Origin of the sequence: Pseudomonas ulcerans (genome assembly GCF_036324125.1) — a bacterium.
Taxonomy (GTDB): Bacteria; Pseudomonadota; Gammaproteobacteria; order Pseudomonadales; family Pseudomonadaceae; genus Aquipseudomonas; species Aquipseudomonas ulcerans.
On the sequence record NZ_JAZDQN010000081.1, the window covers coordinates 1 to 14,874 of the forward strand.

Sequence of the window (14,874 nt, forward strand, 5' to 3'; positions counted from 1 at the left end):
GCGGGGGGGGGCGGGGGTTGACCCGCGATTACTGTAGTGAATTCACCATGGCAATCGCGGGTAAACCCGCTCCCACAGGGTCCGCGCTTTGCTTGGCCGAGATGTGTAGATACCCATGCAGCGATTAGGCCGGAAAGACCACCGCAGGACAGCGATCCCCCGCCGGCAGGATGCGCCTTGCCGACAGGAAACCGCTGCCCCGCGGTGGGTGGGGTTCACCAGGTGAGGACGGCACCCAGGGCCAGGGTGTCGGTGTCTTCGTTCTGTGCGCTGCCTTCGTGGCCGTTGATCTCGAACTGGTTGTACTCGGCCACCAGCTTGAGGTTGTCGTTGATGGTGTGGAACAGGGCGATGCCGCGGGTTTCGTAGTCGGCGCCGGTGTTCACCGCGCCATTACCGTCATCCTTGGTCTTGCCGTAGGACAACGCCAGGCGGTTCTTGCCGAAGGTGTACGAGCCTTGCACCAGGTAACCCTTGCTGTCCACCTCGCGCAGGGTTGCTTCCCCGGCGTTGTTGGTGAAGAACGGGTTGATGCCCTTGGCGGTGAAGCCGGAGCCGGTGAGGGAGAACGCGCCCATCTTGGCCTGCACGCCATAACCCAGGCCCTTGGAGGTAACGCTGTCGACGTTGTGGTCGGTGTTCTCCGAGGTCTGGTAGCTGCCGTTGATCCAGCTGTAGATCTTCGCCCCGCCCAGGTCGAACTGGTAGGTGATCTCGCTCTCGGTGCGCGGGTTCTTCTGGTAGGCCTTGCCCAGCGCGCTGTCGTCGTTGGTGTCCACCGGATCGAGGATGCCCACGGCGACCCGCAGGCCGTCCATCACCGGCGTGCGGTAGGTGATCTGCGAGGACGGGAACGGATACGGGTAGCCGCTGCCGATGTTGCCGAAGGACACGCCGCCGCCGTCCACCAGGCCGAGGGTGTCGCTGACCTGGCCATAGCCGGCCAGCAGTTCGTCGAGCAGGATGTTGGAACGGGCGAACAGGCCGAAGTCCTTGCCGATCAGGACCTCGCCCCACTCGGGATTGGCCACGGTGCCGTAGAACTGACGGACATCGATGGCCGTGTCGGTGCCGTTCTGCTCGCTGTCGTTGATCGTCACCCAGAACGACGCGCGACCGCCAAGCTTCAGGTCGCCCATCTGCTTGGTCATGTTGAAGCCCAGGTAGTTAGGCAGGAAGCCCATCTTCACCCGGGACTGGCGGCGGTCGTACTGCTCGCCTTCACGGTCGACGTCGCTGTTGACGTAGAAGGCGTTGATGTAGCCGTCGGTGGAAAAGGTCGTTTCATCCTTGTCGTACAGCATGATTTCCGCCTGGGCCAGCGGGGCCAGGCCAACAGTGGCGAGGCCGGCCAACAACGGCAGGAAACGGGCATTGGCATTCTTATTCTTGTGCATGACGCTCTCCGCGAACGGTGGGGACGGTTGTCGGAGGCGATTATCGAAAGCCCGTGCGCCCTGCCCTACGCTGCCTTGGGCGCAATCCCGGGCTGCTTTGGCCGGGGCCCGGGGCGCGGCAGTCATGGGAACTAATCCCCTGTGCCTGCGGGTCACAAGGCTAAAGTGTCACAGGCACGACCGAAGGTCGGGGTTGCCCATGCAAAAATGCAGATTGCCACTGCGATTTTGTCGATTGAGTTCGGCAAATTTGCACTGATACGATCCGGGCGATCCTTGACCCTTAGTCCACGCCGCGACAATTCATGTGGAAAATCAATAACAAAGCAGGGAGACAGCGATGACCGCGCAAGCTCAAGCACCAGCCACTTCCGAAGCGGACAGCGCTCAGGTACGGGCCGACGTCCGCAACCATATCGGCCACCTCACCCTCAACCGCCCCGCCGGGCTCAATGCCCTGACCCTGCAGATGGTCCGCGACCTGCGTGTGCAGCTCGAAGCCTGGGCCATCGACCCGCAGATCCATGCCGTGGTCCTGCGCGGCGAAGGCCCCAAGGGCTTCTGCGCCGGCGGTGATATCCGCTCGCTGTACGACAGCTACAAGAGCGGTGCCAGCCTGCACCGGGACTTCTTCGTCGAGGAATACGACCTCGACCTGTTCATCCACCATTTCCGCAAGCCCATCGTCGCCCTGATGGACGGCTTCTGCCTCGGTGGCGGCATGGGCCTGGCCCAGGGCGCCGAGCTGCGGGTGGTCACCGAGCGCAGCCGCCTGGCGATGCCGGAGGTGGGCATCGGTTATTTCCCGGATGTCGGCGGCAGCTACTTCCTGTCGCGCATTCCCGGTGAACTGGGCACCTACCTGGGGGTGACCGGCGTGCAGATCCAGGCGGCCGACGCCCTGTACTGCGGCCTCGCCGACTGGTACCTGGACAGCGACAAGCTGGCCACCCTGGACCAGGACCTCGACCAGCTGAGCTGGGGCGAGTACCCGCTCAAGGACCTGCAAGGCGCCCTCGCCCGCCTCGGCAGCCAGACCCTGGTCAACCCGCCGCTGGCCGAGTTGCGCCCGGCCATCGACCATTTCTTCGCCCTGGCGGATGTCGCCAGCATCGTCGAACAACTGCGCAGCGTGACCGTGGCCGACAGCCATGAATGGGCGCTGAAGACCGCCAGCCTGATGGACACCCGCTCGCCGCTGGCGATGGCGGTGACCCTGGAACTGCTGCGTCGGGGCCGGCACCTGGGCCTGGAAGACTGCTTCAGGATGGAACTGCACCTGGACCGGCAATGGTTCGAGCACGGCGACCTGATCGAAGGCGTGCGGGCCCTGCTGATCGACAAGGACAAGCAGCCGCGCTGGAATCCTGCCAGCGTCGCCGGCCTCGACCGCGAGCGCGTCGAGCAATTCTTCGAAGGCCTCTGAGGGCCGGAGCACGCACATGCAAGACCTGGAACTGACTGAAGAACAGATCATGATCCGCGACATGGCCCGCGACTTCGCCCGTGGCGAGATCGCGCCCCATGCCCGGGCCTGGGAACAGGCCGGCTGGATCGACAGCACCGTGGTGGCGAAGATGGGCGAGCTGGGCCTGCTCGGCATGGTCGTCCCCGAGGACTGGGGCGGCAGCTACACCGACTACGTCGCCTATGCCCTGGCCGTGGAGGAGATCGCCGCCGGCGATGGTGCCACCGGGGCGCTGATGAGCATCCACAACTCAGTGGGCTGCGGCCCGCTGCTGGCCTACGGCACACCTGAACAGCAACAGACCTGGCTGCCGCGCCTGGCCACCGGCGAGGTGATCGGCTGCTTCTGCCTGACCGAGCCCCAGGCCGGGTCCGAGGCACACAACCTGCGCACCCGCGCCGAACTGATAGAGGGCCACTGGGTCATCAACGGCGCCAAGCAGTTCGCCAGCAACGCCCGGCGTGCCGGGCTGGCCATCGTCTTCGCGGTGACCGATCCGGACGCGGGCAAGAAAGGCCTCTCGGCCTTCCTCGTGCCCACCGACAACCCGGGCTTCGTGGTCGATCGCAGCGAGCACAAGATGGGCATCCGCGCCTCCGATACCTGTGCGGTGACCCTGAACGACTGCCGGATCCCCGAGGCCAATATCCTCGGCGAGCGCGGCAAGGGGCTGGCCATTGCCCTGTCCAACCTCGAAGGCGGCCGCATCGGCATCGCCGCCCAGGCCCTGGGCATCGCCCGCGCGGCGTTCGAGGCGGCGCTGGTGTATTCCCGCGAGCGCATCCAGTTCGGCAAGCCGATCAACGAACACCAGAGCATCGCCAACCTGCTGGCCGACATGCAGGTGCAGATCAATGCCGCACGCTTGCTGATCCTGCACGCCGCGCGCCTGCGCACGGCCGGCAAGCCGTGCCTGAGCGAAGCGTCGCAGGCCAAGCTGTTCGCTTCGGAGATGGCCGAACGGGTGTGTTCCATGGCGATCCAGGTGCATGGCGGGTATGGCTACCTGGAAGATTATCCGGTGGAGAAGTACTACCGGGATGCGCGGATCACGCAGATCTACGAGGGTTCCAGCGAGATCCAGCGGATGCTGATCGCTCGCGAGCTGAAGCACTACCCGTTGTAACGAGCACGGGCCTGCCACGCAGGCCCGTGCTGCTCCATCACTTCACCAGGTTCAACGTCGCATCGTCGCTAGCCCCCGCACCGCTCACCCGCAGGTGAACCTGGCTGGCGTGAGGCATGGAGCTGACGAAGATCCTGTTGCCGAGCACCTCGACGCCAGCTACCGGCGGATTCGGCTCGATCTGGAGGGGAACTTCATCGTATGGCAGTTCAAGGCCATTGCCGTCGTAGCAGGTGGCAGCGACCGACACCCGGGTCGTCTCGCCCGCCGGGGGGATCTGTGCCACGTCGGAAGGAATCAGGCGCGCCTCCATCCTTACGGCCTGCATGTTGCGGGTGTCGTAGAGGGTCAGCGTCGCGCTCTCTTCGAAGGCATCCTGCCAGGCGCGGACCTTGAGCTGCACCGGCCAGGTGCCGCTGTAGCTGGCGATGAACGCCTTGTCGATCAGCAGATTGGCGGCCTGGAAATACCGATCCAGCCTGATGCCCGGGAAGCTGCCACTCTCGCCGTTGACGGTGAAATCGAACTGCACGGCCTCATCGCGAATGCGCGTGCTGACGTAGATCGTACGTTCCTCGCCATTGAGTGGCGGATACATCTCGGTCCTGGACAATCCCAGGCCGATTCGCGGTTGCGGATTCTGCTTGCTCATGATGCTCCACTCCTGTCGTGCGTTGGCGTCCGTGCATCGATGCAGGGACGCCTCGATTCAAACAGCGTGGGCACAGGGCAACAACTGACAGAAATGACAGGTCGGCAGCCCTGTCAACTGCCCCAGACCTTCTGCGCCATCGGCGCTTCGGCAAGAATGGCCTCGACCGCAGCCCCCACCTCCTCCACCCGCCACGCCGCACCCTTGTCCCGGGTGACCCCGGTGCGCCAGCCATCGCCCAGGGAAATCCGCCCGCCCTGGCTCTCGAACACCTGCCCGGTGACCTTGGCGGACAATTCGCTGCCCAGCCACACCACCAGCGGCGCGACATTCTCCGGCGCCCAGGCATCGAAGCTGCCGTCCTCGGGGCGCTTGACCACCTCGGGCATGGCGCTCTCGGTCATCGCGGTGCGCGCCGCCGGGGCCAGGGCGTTGGCGGTGACGCCGTAGCGCGCCAGCTCCGCCGCCTGCACCAGGGTCAACGAGGCGATGCCGCCCTTGGCTGCCGAGTAGTTGGACTGGCCGATGGAGCCCTGCAAGCCGGCCCCCGAACTGGTGTTGATGATCCGCGCCGCCACCGGCGTGCCGGCCTTGGCCAGGTCGCGCCAGCGCCGGCCGAGGATATTGGCCAGGCAGTAATGCCCCTTGAGGTGCACGCGCATCACCAGGTCCCAGTCTTCCTCGGACAGGCTGATGAACATGCGGTCGCGCAGCACCCCGGCATTGTTGACCAGCACATGCACCTCGCCGAACGCCGCCAGGGCGGCGTCGACGATGCGCTGGGCGCTGTCCAGGGTGGTGATGTCGTCGCTGCTGGCGATGGCCCGGCCACCGCTGGCGACGATCTCGCCGGCGACATCCTGCGCCGCCTCGGCGCGGATATCGTTGATCACCACATTGGCACCCTCGGCCGCGAAGGCCAGGGCGTAGGCGCGGCCGAGGCCGCCGCCGGCACCGGTGATGATCACCGTGCGGCCGTTACAGATAGCCATGGATTGACTCCTTGTTTCAAAGACGTTCGATAAGGGTGACGTTGGCCTGGCCGCCGCCTTCGCACATGGTCTGCAGGCCGTAGCGCCCGCCGCTGCACTCCAGCTCGTTGAGCAGCGTGGTCATCAGCCGCGCGCCGGTGGCGCCCAGCGGGTGGCCGAGGGCGATGGCGCCGCCATTGACGTTGGTGCGCGCCGGGTCGTAGTCGAGCTCCTTGGCCCAGGCCATCACCACCGAGGCGAAGGCCTCGTTGATCTCGACCCGGTCGATCTGGTCCATGCGCATCCCGGCGCGCTGCAGGGCGCGGCGGGTCGCGGCGATGGGCGCGGTGAGGTGCCAGATCGGATCGTCGCCCATCACCGTCAGGTAATGGATGCGCGCCCGCGGGGTCAGGTCGTAGCGCTTCAGCGCTGCCTCAGAGACCACCAGCAACGCCGCCGAGGCATCGCAGGTCTGGCTCGACACCGCTGCGGTGATCGACGGGAAACGTGGGTCCACCGGCTGCAGCTCGGCCATTTTCGCCAGGCTGGTCTGGCGCGGTGTCTCGTCCTCGGCCAGGCCCTCGCAGGCGACGATTTCCCGGGCGAAACGCCCGCTTTCCCGGGCCGCCAGCGCGCGCCGGTGGCTTTCCAGGGCGAAGGCTTCCATCTGCTCGCGGCTGATCTGCCAGTGATCGGCGATGCGCTGCGCGGCATAGAACTGGTCCACCGGCTGCGTGCCGAAGCGCTGGCGCCACAGGCGACTGCCGGAGAACGGGTCGGGGAAGCCCAGCGCCTGCCCGGCCAGCATCGCCGAGGAAATCGGGATGCGGGTCATGGTCTGCACGCCGCCGACGGCGACCACGTCCTGGGTCCCGCTCATCACCGCCTGGGCGGCGAAGTGCACGGCCTGCTGCGACGAGCCGCACTGGCGGTCCACCGTGGTGCCCGGCACCGTCAGCGGCAGGCCGGCTGCCAGCCAGCTGGTGCGGGCGATGTCTCCGGCCTGGGCGCCGATGGTATCGACGCAACCGAAGATCACGTCGTCGTAGTCTTCCGGCGGGATCGCATTGCGTTGCACCAGGGCCTTGAGCACCTGGGCGCCAAGGTCGATGGCGTGCACCTCGGACAAGGCGCCCTTGCGCTTGCCGGTGGGGCTGCGCAGGGCATCGACGATATAAGCCTCGGGCATGGATCAGTCCTCGAAGGTGTGGCCCGGCCCCAGCCGGGTGCCATCGGCGAACAGGTACTCGCCGACACGGGATTTGTGGAAACCGCGATCGCCCCAGGAGGCGTCCAGCGCCCAGGCGCGCTTCATGAACATCTGCAGGTCGACTTCCCAGGTGTAACCCATGGCGCCATGCACCTGGATACCCTTGCGCGCGGCGATCCAGCTGGCTTCGCAGCAGGCCAGGCGCGCCTGCGAAACCCACAGCGAGGCCGAGGCATCGCCACGGGCCAGGCCATGGGCGGCGCGGTACAGCACCGGCTTGGCCTGCTCGATGTGCCGGGCGACATCGGCCAGGTGGTGCTTGACCGCCTGGAAGCTGCCGATCGGCTTGCCGAACTGCTTGCGCTGGGCCACGTAGTCCACCGACAGGTCGAGCATGCGCTGCGCCAGGCCGAGCGACTGCCCGGCCACCGACAGGGCGCCGCGATCCAGCAGTTGCGCCTGCAACGCGCGGCCCTGCTCGCCACCGGCCAGCAAGGTCGCCGCCGAGGGGTTCCAGCTCACCTGGCCCAGGCGCCGCGAGGCGTCGATGCTCGCCTGGTTGCACACTTCCACCGCCGCCCGTGGCAGCAGGTGGACCTGGTCGCCATGGCAAAGGATCAGCACCTCGGCCAGGTGCGCGTCGCTGACCCGCGGATTGACCGGATGGCCGATGGCCAGGCGCAGGCTGCCCTCGGCGATGCGCGGCAACAGGCTGCTGCGCGCGGCATGCCCCGTTGGCAGCCCGGCCAGCAGGCCGACGGCGACATAGGCAGTGTCGGCCAGGGAATCGGGAATCGCGTAGTAACCCAGTTCCTGGGTCATCAAGGCCCAGGCCACGTCGTCCATGCCCAGGCCGCCGTCCTCCTCCGGGATCGACAGCGCGGTGAGGCCCTGGGCGGCGATCTTGTTGCGCAGGTCCGGTGAGCGGCCGGCGTCGGTCTCCCAGATCTCGCGGAGCATCTCCGGCGCCGCCTCGGTCATCAGGAAGCGGCTGATGGCCTCGCGGAAGGCGAGCTGGTCATCGTTGAAAGTGAAGTCCATGGCCGCTCCTTACTTCGGCAGGCCGAGCATGCGCTCGGCGATGATGTTGCGCTGGATCTCGTTGGTGCCGGCGTAGATCGGCCCGGACTGGGCGAACAGGAAGCCCTCCAGCCAGCCCCCCGGCGTGTCGCGCAGCTCGCCACGGGCGCCCAGCAGGCGCATGGCGGTCTCGTGCATCTTCAGGTCGAGTTCGGACCAGATGATCTTGTTGATGCTCGACTCGGCACCGATCTGCTCGCCCCGGCCGAGGCGGCCGACGGTGTGGTAGGCGGACAAGGCGTAGGCCTCGGCGCCCATCCAGCAGTCCATGACCGCGTCGCGCAGGCTCGGGTCGCGCCCGGCAGCTTCGGGCGAGGCCTTGAACAGCTCCACCAGCTTGCGCGCGGTGTGCTGGAAGCGCGCCGGCGAGCGCAGCAGCAGGCCGCGCTCGAAGCCGGCGGTGGCCATCGCCACGTGCCAGCCCTGCCCTTCGGCGCCGATCAGGTTGCCTACGGGCACACGCACATCGTCGAAGAACACCTCGGCGAAGGCGTCCTTGCCGTTCAACGCCTTGATCGGGCGGATGTTCACGCCGGGGGCGTCCAGCGGCACCATCAGGAACGACAGGCCGTGGTGGCGGGTGGAGCCCGGCTCGCTGCGGAACAGGCCGAACAGCCAGTCGGCGAAGATGGCGCGGGTCGACCAGGTCTTCTGGCCGTTGAGCACATAGTGATCGCCGTCGCGCACGGCCTTGCTGGTGATCGCGGCCATGTCCGAGCCGGCGTTGGGCTCCGACCAGCCCTGCGCCCACATGTCGATGCTCGCCGCCATGCGTGGCAGGAAGTGCTTTTTCTGGGCCTCGGTGCCGAACTCCATCAGGGTCGGGCCGAGCAGCAGCTGGCCGTTCTGGTTGACGCGCATCGGCGCGCCGGCGCCGTAGTATTCCTCTTCGAAGATCAGCCACTCGATCAGGTCGCAGCCGCGCCCGCCCAGCTCGGCGGGCCACATGACCATGGACCAGCGGCTGTCGAAGAGTTTCGCTTCCCAGGCGCGGTGCTGCTCGAAGCCCTCGCGGGTGTCGTAGCTGGCCAGCGGCTCGCGCGGCAGGTTGTCCGCCAGCCAGGCCCTGGCTTCGGCGCGGAAGGCTTGTTGCTTGGGGGTATAGGTCAGTTGCATGGCGCCCTCTTGGACCAAAACTTGACTAACAGATGGTTCGACGCGATCCCCTGTGCCCCGCGGACCCTGTGGGAGCGGGTTTACCCGCGATGACATCGGTGAATTCACTCTCGCAATCGCGGGTGAACCCGCTCCCACAGGTTCGCGGGGCACGCCGGGAATCAGAATTTCGCCTCGCGTTTTTCCACGAAGGCCCGCCGGGTTTCCGCCGAGTCCGGACTGGTGTACGCCTGCAGGGTGAAGCCCTGCTCCCAGCGGTACTTGTCTTCCAGGTTGCCGTCCTCGATGCCGTTGAGTGCCTCCTTGGCAATGCGGATCATCCCCGGGCTTTTCGCCGCGATGCGCGCAGCGATGTCCAGGGCGGTCTCGCGCAGTTGCTCCTTGCTTACCAGGCGCTCGATGAAGCCGTACTGCATGGCTTCGCGAGCCCCGATCCGGTCACCCGTGAAGAACAGGTAGCGCACCTTCTGCAGCGGGAACAGGCGCTGCAGGTGCGCACCGCCGCCCATGGCGCCACGGTCCACTTCCGGCAGGGCAAAGGTCGCGCACTCGGCGGCAACGACGATGTCCGCCGCGCCGGTGATGCCGATGCCGCCGCCCAGGACGAAACCGTGCACGGCGACGATCACCGGGACCGGGCAGCGATGCACGGCCTTGAAGGTGTTGTAGTTGCCGGCATTGACTTCGACGATGCGCTCGGGATGGGCATCCAGCTCCTTGATATCGACGCCGGCGCAGAAGCCGCGACCTTCGGCACGGATGACGATGACGCGGACCTCGGGGTTGGCGCCAAGGCTGTCGATCTCACGGGCCAGGGCCTGCCATTCCTGGCTGTCGAGGGCGTTGACCGGGGGTTTGGCGATCACCAGTTCGGCGACCCCCAGCTCTAGTTGCGTGCTGAATGCCTGGCTCACAGGGCTTCTCCAAGAGGAACGGAATATGGGGTTGAACGGCGCGTTGCCAGGGCGTCGAGGCACTGCTCGGCCTCGCGGGCGATGCCTTCGATCACCTGCTGGCAACTGAGCAGTTCACCGATGGCCGCCGCCACCTGGCCGCTGGGCAGGATGCCTTCGTCGGGCCTGCCGTCGACCATGGAGCGCTGCAGCAGCACCGGCTGGTTGGCCGCCATGACCACCTGGGACAGCGCCGCCGGGTCTTCCCGCAGCGCACGCAGGAACACCCCGGCCATATGCCCCAGGCTCATGCCGGTGTGCTGCTTCCACTGCCAGGCACTGCCCAGGGAGATAGCCAGGCGGCCGAAGGGGCCGGCCTTTTCCAGGCGGTTGATGAAGGGGTTGTCGATCATGCGGTGGCGCATGCCGTCCACCGCCGTGGTCACCCGTACCTGCTGCGGATCGCTGACCTTCAGGTAGCGTTCCAGGGTCGCGGCAGGCGTGGGCGACTCGCGGGTCATCAGGAACCGGGTGCCCATGGCGATCCCCGCCGCACCGGCGGCCAGCGCCGAGGCCAGGCCTCGACCGCTGGCGAAGCCACCGGCAGCGATCACCGGCACCTTCACCGCGTCGAGCACCTGGGGCAGGAGGATCGAGCTCGGCACGCCACCGGTATGCCCGCCGCCCTCGCCGCCCTGGATGGTGATCAGGTCGGCGCCCAGCTCCTGGGCCTTCAGCGCATGCTTGAGCGCACCGACGGTGGGGATGCACAGCACCCTGGCGGCCTTGAAGCGGGCGATGGTCGCCTTGTCCGGGCCGCGGCCGTAGCTCACCGCACGCAGGCGGTAGGCGATCGCCAGGTCGACGCACTGCGCGGCGTTGTCCTGGAACATATGGAAATTGAGGCCGAAGTTGCTGCCGCCGGTGGCGTCGATCACCTTGCGGATCTCGCCTTCCAGCTCATCGGCGGCGATGGTCGCCCCGGCCAGGAAGCCAAAGCCTCCGGCGCGGGTGCTGGCGATCACCAGGTTGGCATCGGCGACCCAACCCATGGCGGTCTGCACGATCGGGTAACGGCAGCCCAGGGCCGCGGTCAAGGGTGTGTCCAGCCAGCCGCTCATGCGCCCTCACCCGCGGCGCTGGCCGCCTGCTTGTTGGCCCGGGCCATGCCCTTGGCATCGAAGCCGCCGAGCTTGTCGCCGGACAGCAGTTCGTTGTGCGCATGGGCGAAGTGATGCCAGGCAAAGGCGGCGTCCATGGCACTGCGCTTGCCCTGCAGGTCCTCGACATGGTTGATCGCCTGCTTGGTCAGGGCCAGGCCCATGCGCGGCTGGCGGGCGATGCTGGCGGCCATGGCGTAGGTGGCGGCTTCCAGTTCCTCGCGCGGCACCACGCGGTTGAGCATGCCCATCTGGTAGGCGCGCTCGGCGCTCATGCGCTCGCCGCAGAAGAGGAATTCCTTGGCAATGCGCGGGTTCAGCTCATAGGGATGGGCGAAGTATTCCACCCCCGGAATGCCCATGCGCACCACCGGGTCCTGGAAGAACGCGTCGTCGCTGGCGACGATCAGGTCGCACACCCAGGCCAGCATCAGCCCGCCGGCCACGCAGGCGCCCTGGACCATGGCGATGGTCGGCTTGGGCAACTCGCGCCAGCGCCGGCACATGCCCAGGTAGACCTCCTGTTCACGGGCGTACAGCTGCTCGCCGCCAGGCTTGTTGGTGTGGTCCCACCACAGGTGGGCGCGCTCGAAGCTCCTGTCGATATCGCGCCCCGGCGTGCCGATATCGTGGCCCGCCGAGAAATGCCGGCCGGCGCCGCGCAGGACGATGACCTTCACCCCGTCGTCGTCCACCGCCCGGCGCAGGGCGGCGTCGAGGGCGTAGGTCATCTGCGAGTTCTGCGCGTTGTTGAAGTTGGGGCGGTTCAGGGTGACGCTGGCGATGCCCTCGGCGACGCTGTAGAGCACCGGCGTGTCGGTCTCGTAGGCCGACCTGTCCTCGCGGACGACGAATTCGCTGTCGCTGTCGTGCATGATCGCGGTCCTTGTCTCAGGCGGTGCGGATGCCGGGTGGATTGCCCTTCAGCGCGCTGGCGCGCAGGCCGTGGGGGTCGAGACGGCGGATGATCGCCAGCTGCTCGGCGTTCGGGTGCGCGGTTTCGCCCAGTTCCGGGGCCTTGAGCAGCGGAAAGCCGGTGTTGTCCTGCACCTGTTCGAAACTCACCCCGGGGTGCAGGCTGCGCACTCGCGGGGCGCGGTCCGGACCGTCGAAATCCATGACGCAGAGGTCGCTGACCACCCGGCGGATATCCATCAGGTCACGGCGTGCCCCTTCCGGCCAGCGCTCGGCCTTGAAGCCGACGCCGGAGACCATGTCCACTTCGCCGCTGACGAAGACCCGGGTGTTGTGGCTCGGCACGAAGAACGAGTTGAGGTGGTTGATGCTGTTGCCCGGCAGGCCGCGCACGCCGAGGATCGCGGTTCTGGGCTTGTGGTAGTCACCGACGCAGGACAGGTTGGTCTGGCCCCAGCGGTCGACCTGGGTCGGGCCGATCATGGCGTGGCGACGCCCGCCCCAGACGCATTCGAAGACCCGTTCGAAGGACATGTAGCCCGAGTAGCGCGGCTGATGATCGCCGCGCGGGCCCAGGGGTACCGGCTCTTCGACGAGGAAGGCCTCGCTGTCGGTCATCAGCAGTTCCGGGCTGTGGGTCAGCTTGGCCAGGCTCGCGCCCAGGCGCGGGATCACCCCGAGGCCCGAGGCGATGACCTCGCCATTGCCGCGCCAGGCCTCGGACGCGGCGACGATCAGCAGTTCGGCGAGGGTGAAATCACAGGTGGCGGACATTGTTGTTTCCTCATCAATCGTTGGGCTGCGTCGCGCTCAGAAAACCGGCAACGGCAAGGAAGCCATGCGTGCGGGACCACCGTTCTGCTCCTGGTAGGCAGACTCGCCAGCGCTCACGTAGGTCTCGACATAGCGCTGCCAGCCGCCCTCCTCGCTGGCACTGGCGACGTAGCGCTTGAGGTGCTCTAGGTCCCAGCCGTAGTCGCTCGGGCAGGAGGTCGGATGGGCACCCAGCGGCGCGTGGACCACGCCGGTCACCAGGTAGCGCTCGAAGGTGTTGCAGCGCGCCTGCTCTGCGGTCAGGGCCAGGCGCTCCTCGATTTCCTCGCAGGAGACGAAGCACTGCTGCGCCGCCCGGGCGAACAGATGGTCGAAGTACGGATCGGGACCGGTGACCAGGCAGTTGCCCAGGCGGTCGGCGACATTCACGTGCAGGAACGCCACGTCCAGGTTCAGCGCCGGCATGGCCAGCAGCACCTCGCCGTCGTCATAGGGCGAACGGATCTGCTTGATATCGGGATTGAGCCGCGCCACATCGGTGGCCAGGCCGCAGCGGGTCGGCAGGAACGGCAGGCGCATGCCGGCGGCGCGCAGGCCCCACTGGAACATGCCTTCGTCCAGCTCCATCAGCTCCAGCTCGCCGGCTTCACGAGCCTTGCGGTAGTACGGCTCCAGCGGGATCGCATCGAGGGTGGCAAAGCCGAACACCAGCTTGCGTACCTTGCCGGCGGCACAGAGCATGCCGACCTCCGGGCCGCCATAGGCGACCACGGTGAGGTCCTTGACCTGCGAGCGCAGGATCTCGCGGACGATCGCCATCGGCTTGCGCCGCGGGCCCCAGCCACCGAAGCCGATGGTCATGCCATCGCGCAGGCTGGCCACCGCATCGGCGGCCGTGAGTTGCTTGTTCATCGTTCAGGCTCCTTGCTGGCCGACGGAAAAATCGTGACCCCAGATGCTCACGCGGGTGAACTCGAAGGCCGAATGCGCTGCCCAGTCCACCTGCAGGCCGCCGAAGCCGTACTCCAGGTCGAAGCCGGACGGGGTCTGCATGTAGAAGCTGGTCATGCGGTCGTTGAGGTGCTGGCCGAGGGTGGCCGAGAGCTTCACGCCCTGGGCCTGGTGGCGGTCGTGGGCACGGCCGACCTCGGTCATCGAATCGACCTCCACCATCACGTGCACGCAGCCGGACGGCACCGGGTACTCGGCCAGGGCGAGGCTGTGGTGACGGGCGTTGCCGCAGTGCAGGAAGTGGATGCGCACCGGCGGTGCCGAAGGGTCCGGGCGGAAGTTGAAGATGTCCGACAGGCCGAAGCCGAGCACGTCGCGGGCAAAGGCCAGGGTGGCGTCGAAGTTCGGCGCCGGCAGCACCGTGTGGCCCAGGCCCATGTCGCCGGTGATGAAGCGCGGCACGCCTTGCGGCGAAACGAACGGCTGGCAGTCGGAACGATGCCCCCAGCTCAACTCATGGCAGTTGCCGGACGGGTCGGTGATGACGGCCATGGCCTGCACGCCGCGCTGCTCGATCTCTGCCGCGCTGCCGGCCTGCCATTCCACGCCCTGGGCGTCGAGGTGGCGCAGGGCCGCGGCGAACGCCGGCTCCGAGGCCAGCTCCCAGCCGGAGGCCAGGTAGCACGGACGGTCGCCCTCGACGACAAGCATGCGGAACGGGCGCTCGTCCATCTTCACGTACAGCCCGCCCTGGGGCGCCGGCCGGGTCTGCATGCCGAGCACGTCCTCGGCGTAGCGCTGCCACTGGCTGAGGTTTTCGATCTGCGCGACGAAATAGCTCAACCCACGAATCTCGATCATGCCCTTGGTCCTCGATGGCGGAATTCGGTATCGAGGTCATTGTGCGCAGCAGCGCGAGGGGCATCATCGTCCGTTGAGACTACGCGGATCGGCCGTACAGGCGGCCCTGATGCCGGCATGGGTATCTACGCATCATCTTCTCTTCGTGCTGGTGCTGGTGCTGGTGCTGGTGCTGGTGCTGGTGCTGCGAGCTTATCCGTTACCTGCGGCGACTGCGCCGGCTCCTTCCGCCTTTACGGCGGGTCACTTTTGCTGGGCGGCAAAAGTAACCAAAAACGCCTGCTCCTGCATCCGGCCCTA

General features: G+C 67.2%; 15 protein-coding genes. 3 read left to right on the top strand and 12 right to left on the bottom strand.

Going from position 1 to position 14,874, the window contains the following annotated elements; translation table 11 throughout:
• Positions 1 to 215: 215 nt before the first annotated feature.
• Entirely contained in the window at positions 216 to 1,397 is a 1,182-nt protein-coding gene (locus tag V0R59_RS31160) for a porin (RefSeq protein WP_330078027.1), read from the bottom strand.
• Between the two features lie 340 nt (positions 1,398 to 1,737).
• Here V0R59_RS31160 and V0R59_RS31165 point away from each other — a divergent pair, with 340 nt between their 5' ends.
• A complete protein-coding gene (locus V0R59_RS31165) occupies positions 1,738 to 2,823 on the top strand; it encodes an enoyl-CoA hydratase/isomerase family protein (RefSeq protein WP_330078026.1) in 1,086 nt (361 codons plus the stop codon).
• A gap of 16 nt (positions 2,824 to 2,839) precedes the next feature.
• Positions 2,840 to 3,991, top strand: coding sequence for an acyl-CoA dehydrogenase family protein (locus tag V0R59_RS31170; RefSeq protein ID WP_330078025.1), 1,152 nt, complete (start codon positions 2,840 to 2,842; stop codon positions 3,989 to 3,991).
• A 37-nt stretch (positions 3,992 to 4,028) separates the two neighbouring features.
• On the opposite strand, the gene V0R59_RS31175 is transcribed toward V0R59_RS31170, so the two are convergent.
• The 11 genes from V0R59_RS31175 to V0R59_RS31225 all read right to left on the bottom strand — a co-directional run bounded on the left by V0R59_RS31175 (position 4,029) and on the right by V0R59_RS31225 (position 14,574).
• The gene (locus tag V0R59_RS31175; RefSeq protein WP_330078024.1) at positions 4,029 to 4,643 is read right to left on the bottom strand and encodes a hypothetical protein; all 615 of its coding nucleotides are present in this window, start codon (positions 4,641 to 4,643) and stop codon (positions 4,029 to 4,031) included.
• A gap of 113 nt (positions 4,644 to 4,756) precedes the next feature.
• On the bottom strand, positions 4,757 to 5,635 hold the full coding sequence (locus tag V0R59_RS31180) for an SDR family oxidoreductase (RefSeq protein WP_330078023.1): 879 nt from the start codon (positions 5,633 to 5,635) through the stop codon (positions 4,757 to 4,759).
• Between the two features lie 16 nt (positions 5,636 to 5,651).
• Complete coding sequence (locus tag V0R59_RS31185; RefSeq protein ID WP_330078022.1) at positions 5,652 to 6,803, bottom strand: acetyl-CoA C-acetyltransferase; 1,152 nt, start codon at positions 6,801 to 6,803, stop codon at positions 5,652 to 5,654.
• A 3-nt stretch (positions 6,804 to 6,806) separates the two neighbouring features.
• Positions 6,807 to 7,865, bottom strand: coding sequence for an acyl-CoA dehydrogenase family protein (locus tag V0R59_RS31190; RefSeq protein WP_330078021.1), 1,059 nt, complete (start codon positions 7,863 to 7,865; stop codon positions 6,807 to 6,809).
• A 9-nt stretch (positions 7,866 to 7,874) separates the two neighbouring features.
• Positions 7,875 to 9,020 carry an acyl-CoA dehydrogenase family protein gene (locus V0R59_RS31195; protein WP_330078020.1) on the bottom strand — a complete coding sequence of 382 codons (1,146 nt, stop codon included), beginning with the start codon at positions 9,018 to 9,020 and terminating at the stop codon, positions 7,875 to 7,877.
• Between the two features lie 161 nt (positions 9,021 to 9,181).
• Positions 9,182 to 9,934, bottom strand: coding sequence for an enoyl-CoA hydratase family protein (locus tag V0R59_RS31200; RefSeq protein WP_330078019.1), 753 nt, complete (start codon positions 9,932 to 9,934; stop codon positions 9,182 to 9,184).
• Positions 9,931 to 11,034, bottom strand: coding sequence for an NAD(P)H-dependent flavin oxidoreductase (locus tag V0R59_RS31205; RefSeq protein ID WP_330078018.1), 1,104 nt, complete (start codon positions 11,032 to 11,034; stop codon positions 9,931 to 9,933). The genes V0R59_RS31200 and V0R59_RS31205 overlap by 4 nt, the downstream gene beginning before the upstream one ends.
• The gene (locus tag V0R59_RS31210; protein ID WP_330078017.1) at positions 11,031 to 11,948 is read right to left on the bottom strand and encodes an enoyl-CoA hydratase; all 918 of its coding nucleotides are present in this window, start codon (positions 11,946 to 11,948) and stop codon (positions 11,031 to 11,033) included. Before V0R59_RS31210 ends, V0R59_RS31205 begins: the two co-directional genes overlap by 4 nt.
• A gap of 16 nt (positions 11,949 to 11,964) precedes the next feature.
• On the bottom strand, positions 11,965 to 12,762 hold the full coding sequence (locus V0R59_RS31215; RefSeq protein ID WP_330078016.1) for a CoA-transferase subunit beta: 798 nt from the start codon (positions 12,760 to 12,762) through the stop codon (positions 11,965 to 11,967).
• Positions 12,763 to 12,798: 36 nt separating this feature from the next.
• The gene (locus tag V0R59_RS31220; protein WP_330078015.1) at positions 12,799 to 13,674 is read right to left on the bottom strand and encodes a CoA transferase subunit A; all 876 of its coding nucleotides are present in this window, start codon (positions 13,672 to 13,674) and stop codon (positions 12,799 to 12,801) included.
• A gap of 3 nt (positions 13,675 to 13,677) precedes the next feature.
• Positions 13,678 to 14,574 carry a VOC family protein gene (locus V0R59_RS31225; protein WP_330078014.1) on the bottom strand — a complete coding sequence of 299 codons (897 nt, stop codon included), beginning with the start codon at positions 14,572 to 14,574 and terminating at the stop codon, positions 13,678 to 13,680.
• Positions 14,575 to 14,683: 109 nt separating this feature from the next.
• Between V0R59_RS31225 and V0R59_RS31230 the strand changes: the two genes are divergently transcribed.
• A partial coding sequence (locus V0R59_RS31230; RefSeq protein ID WP_330078013.1) for a hypothetical protein occupies positions 14,684 to 14,874 on the top strand: 191 nt, incomplete at its 3' end.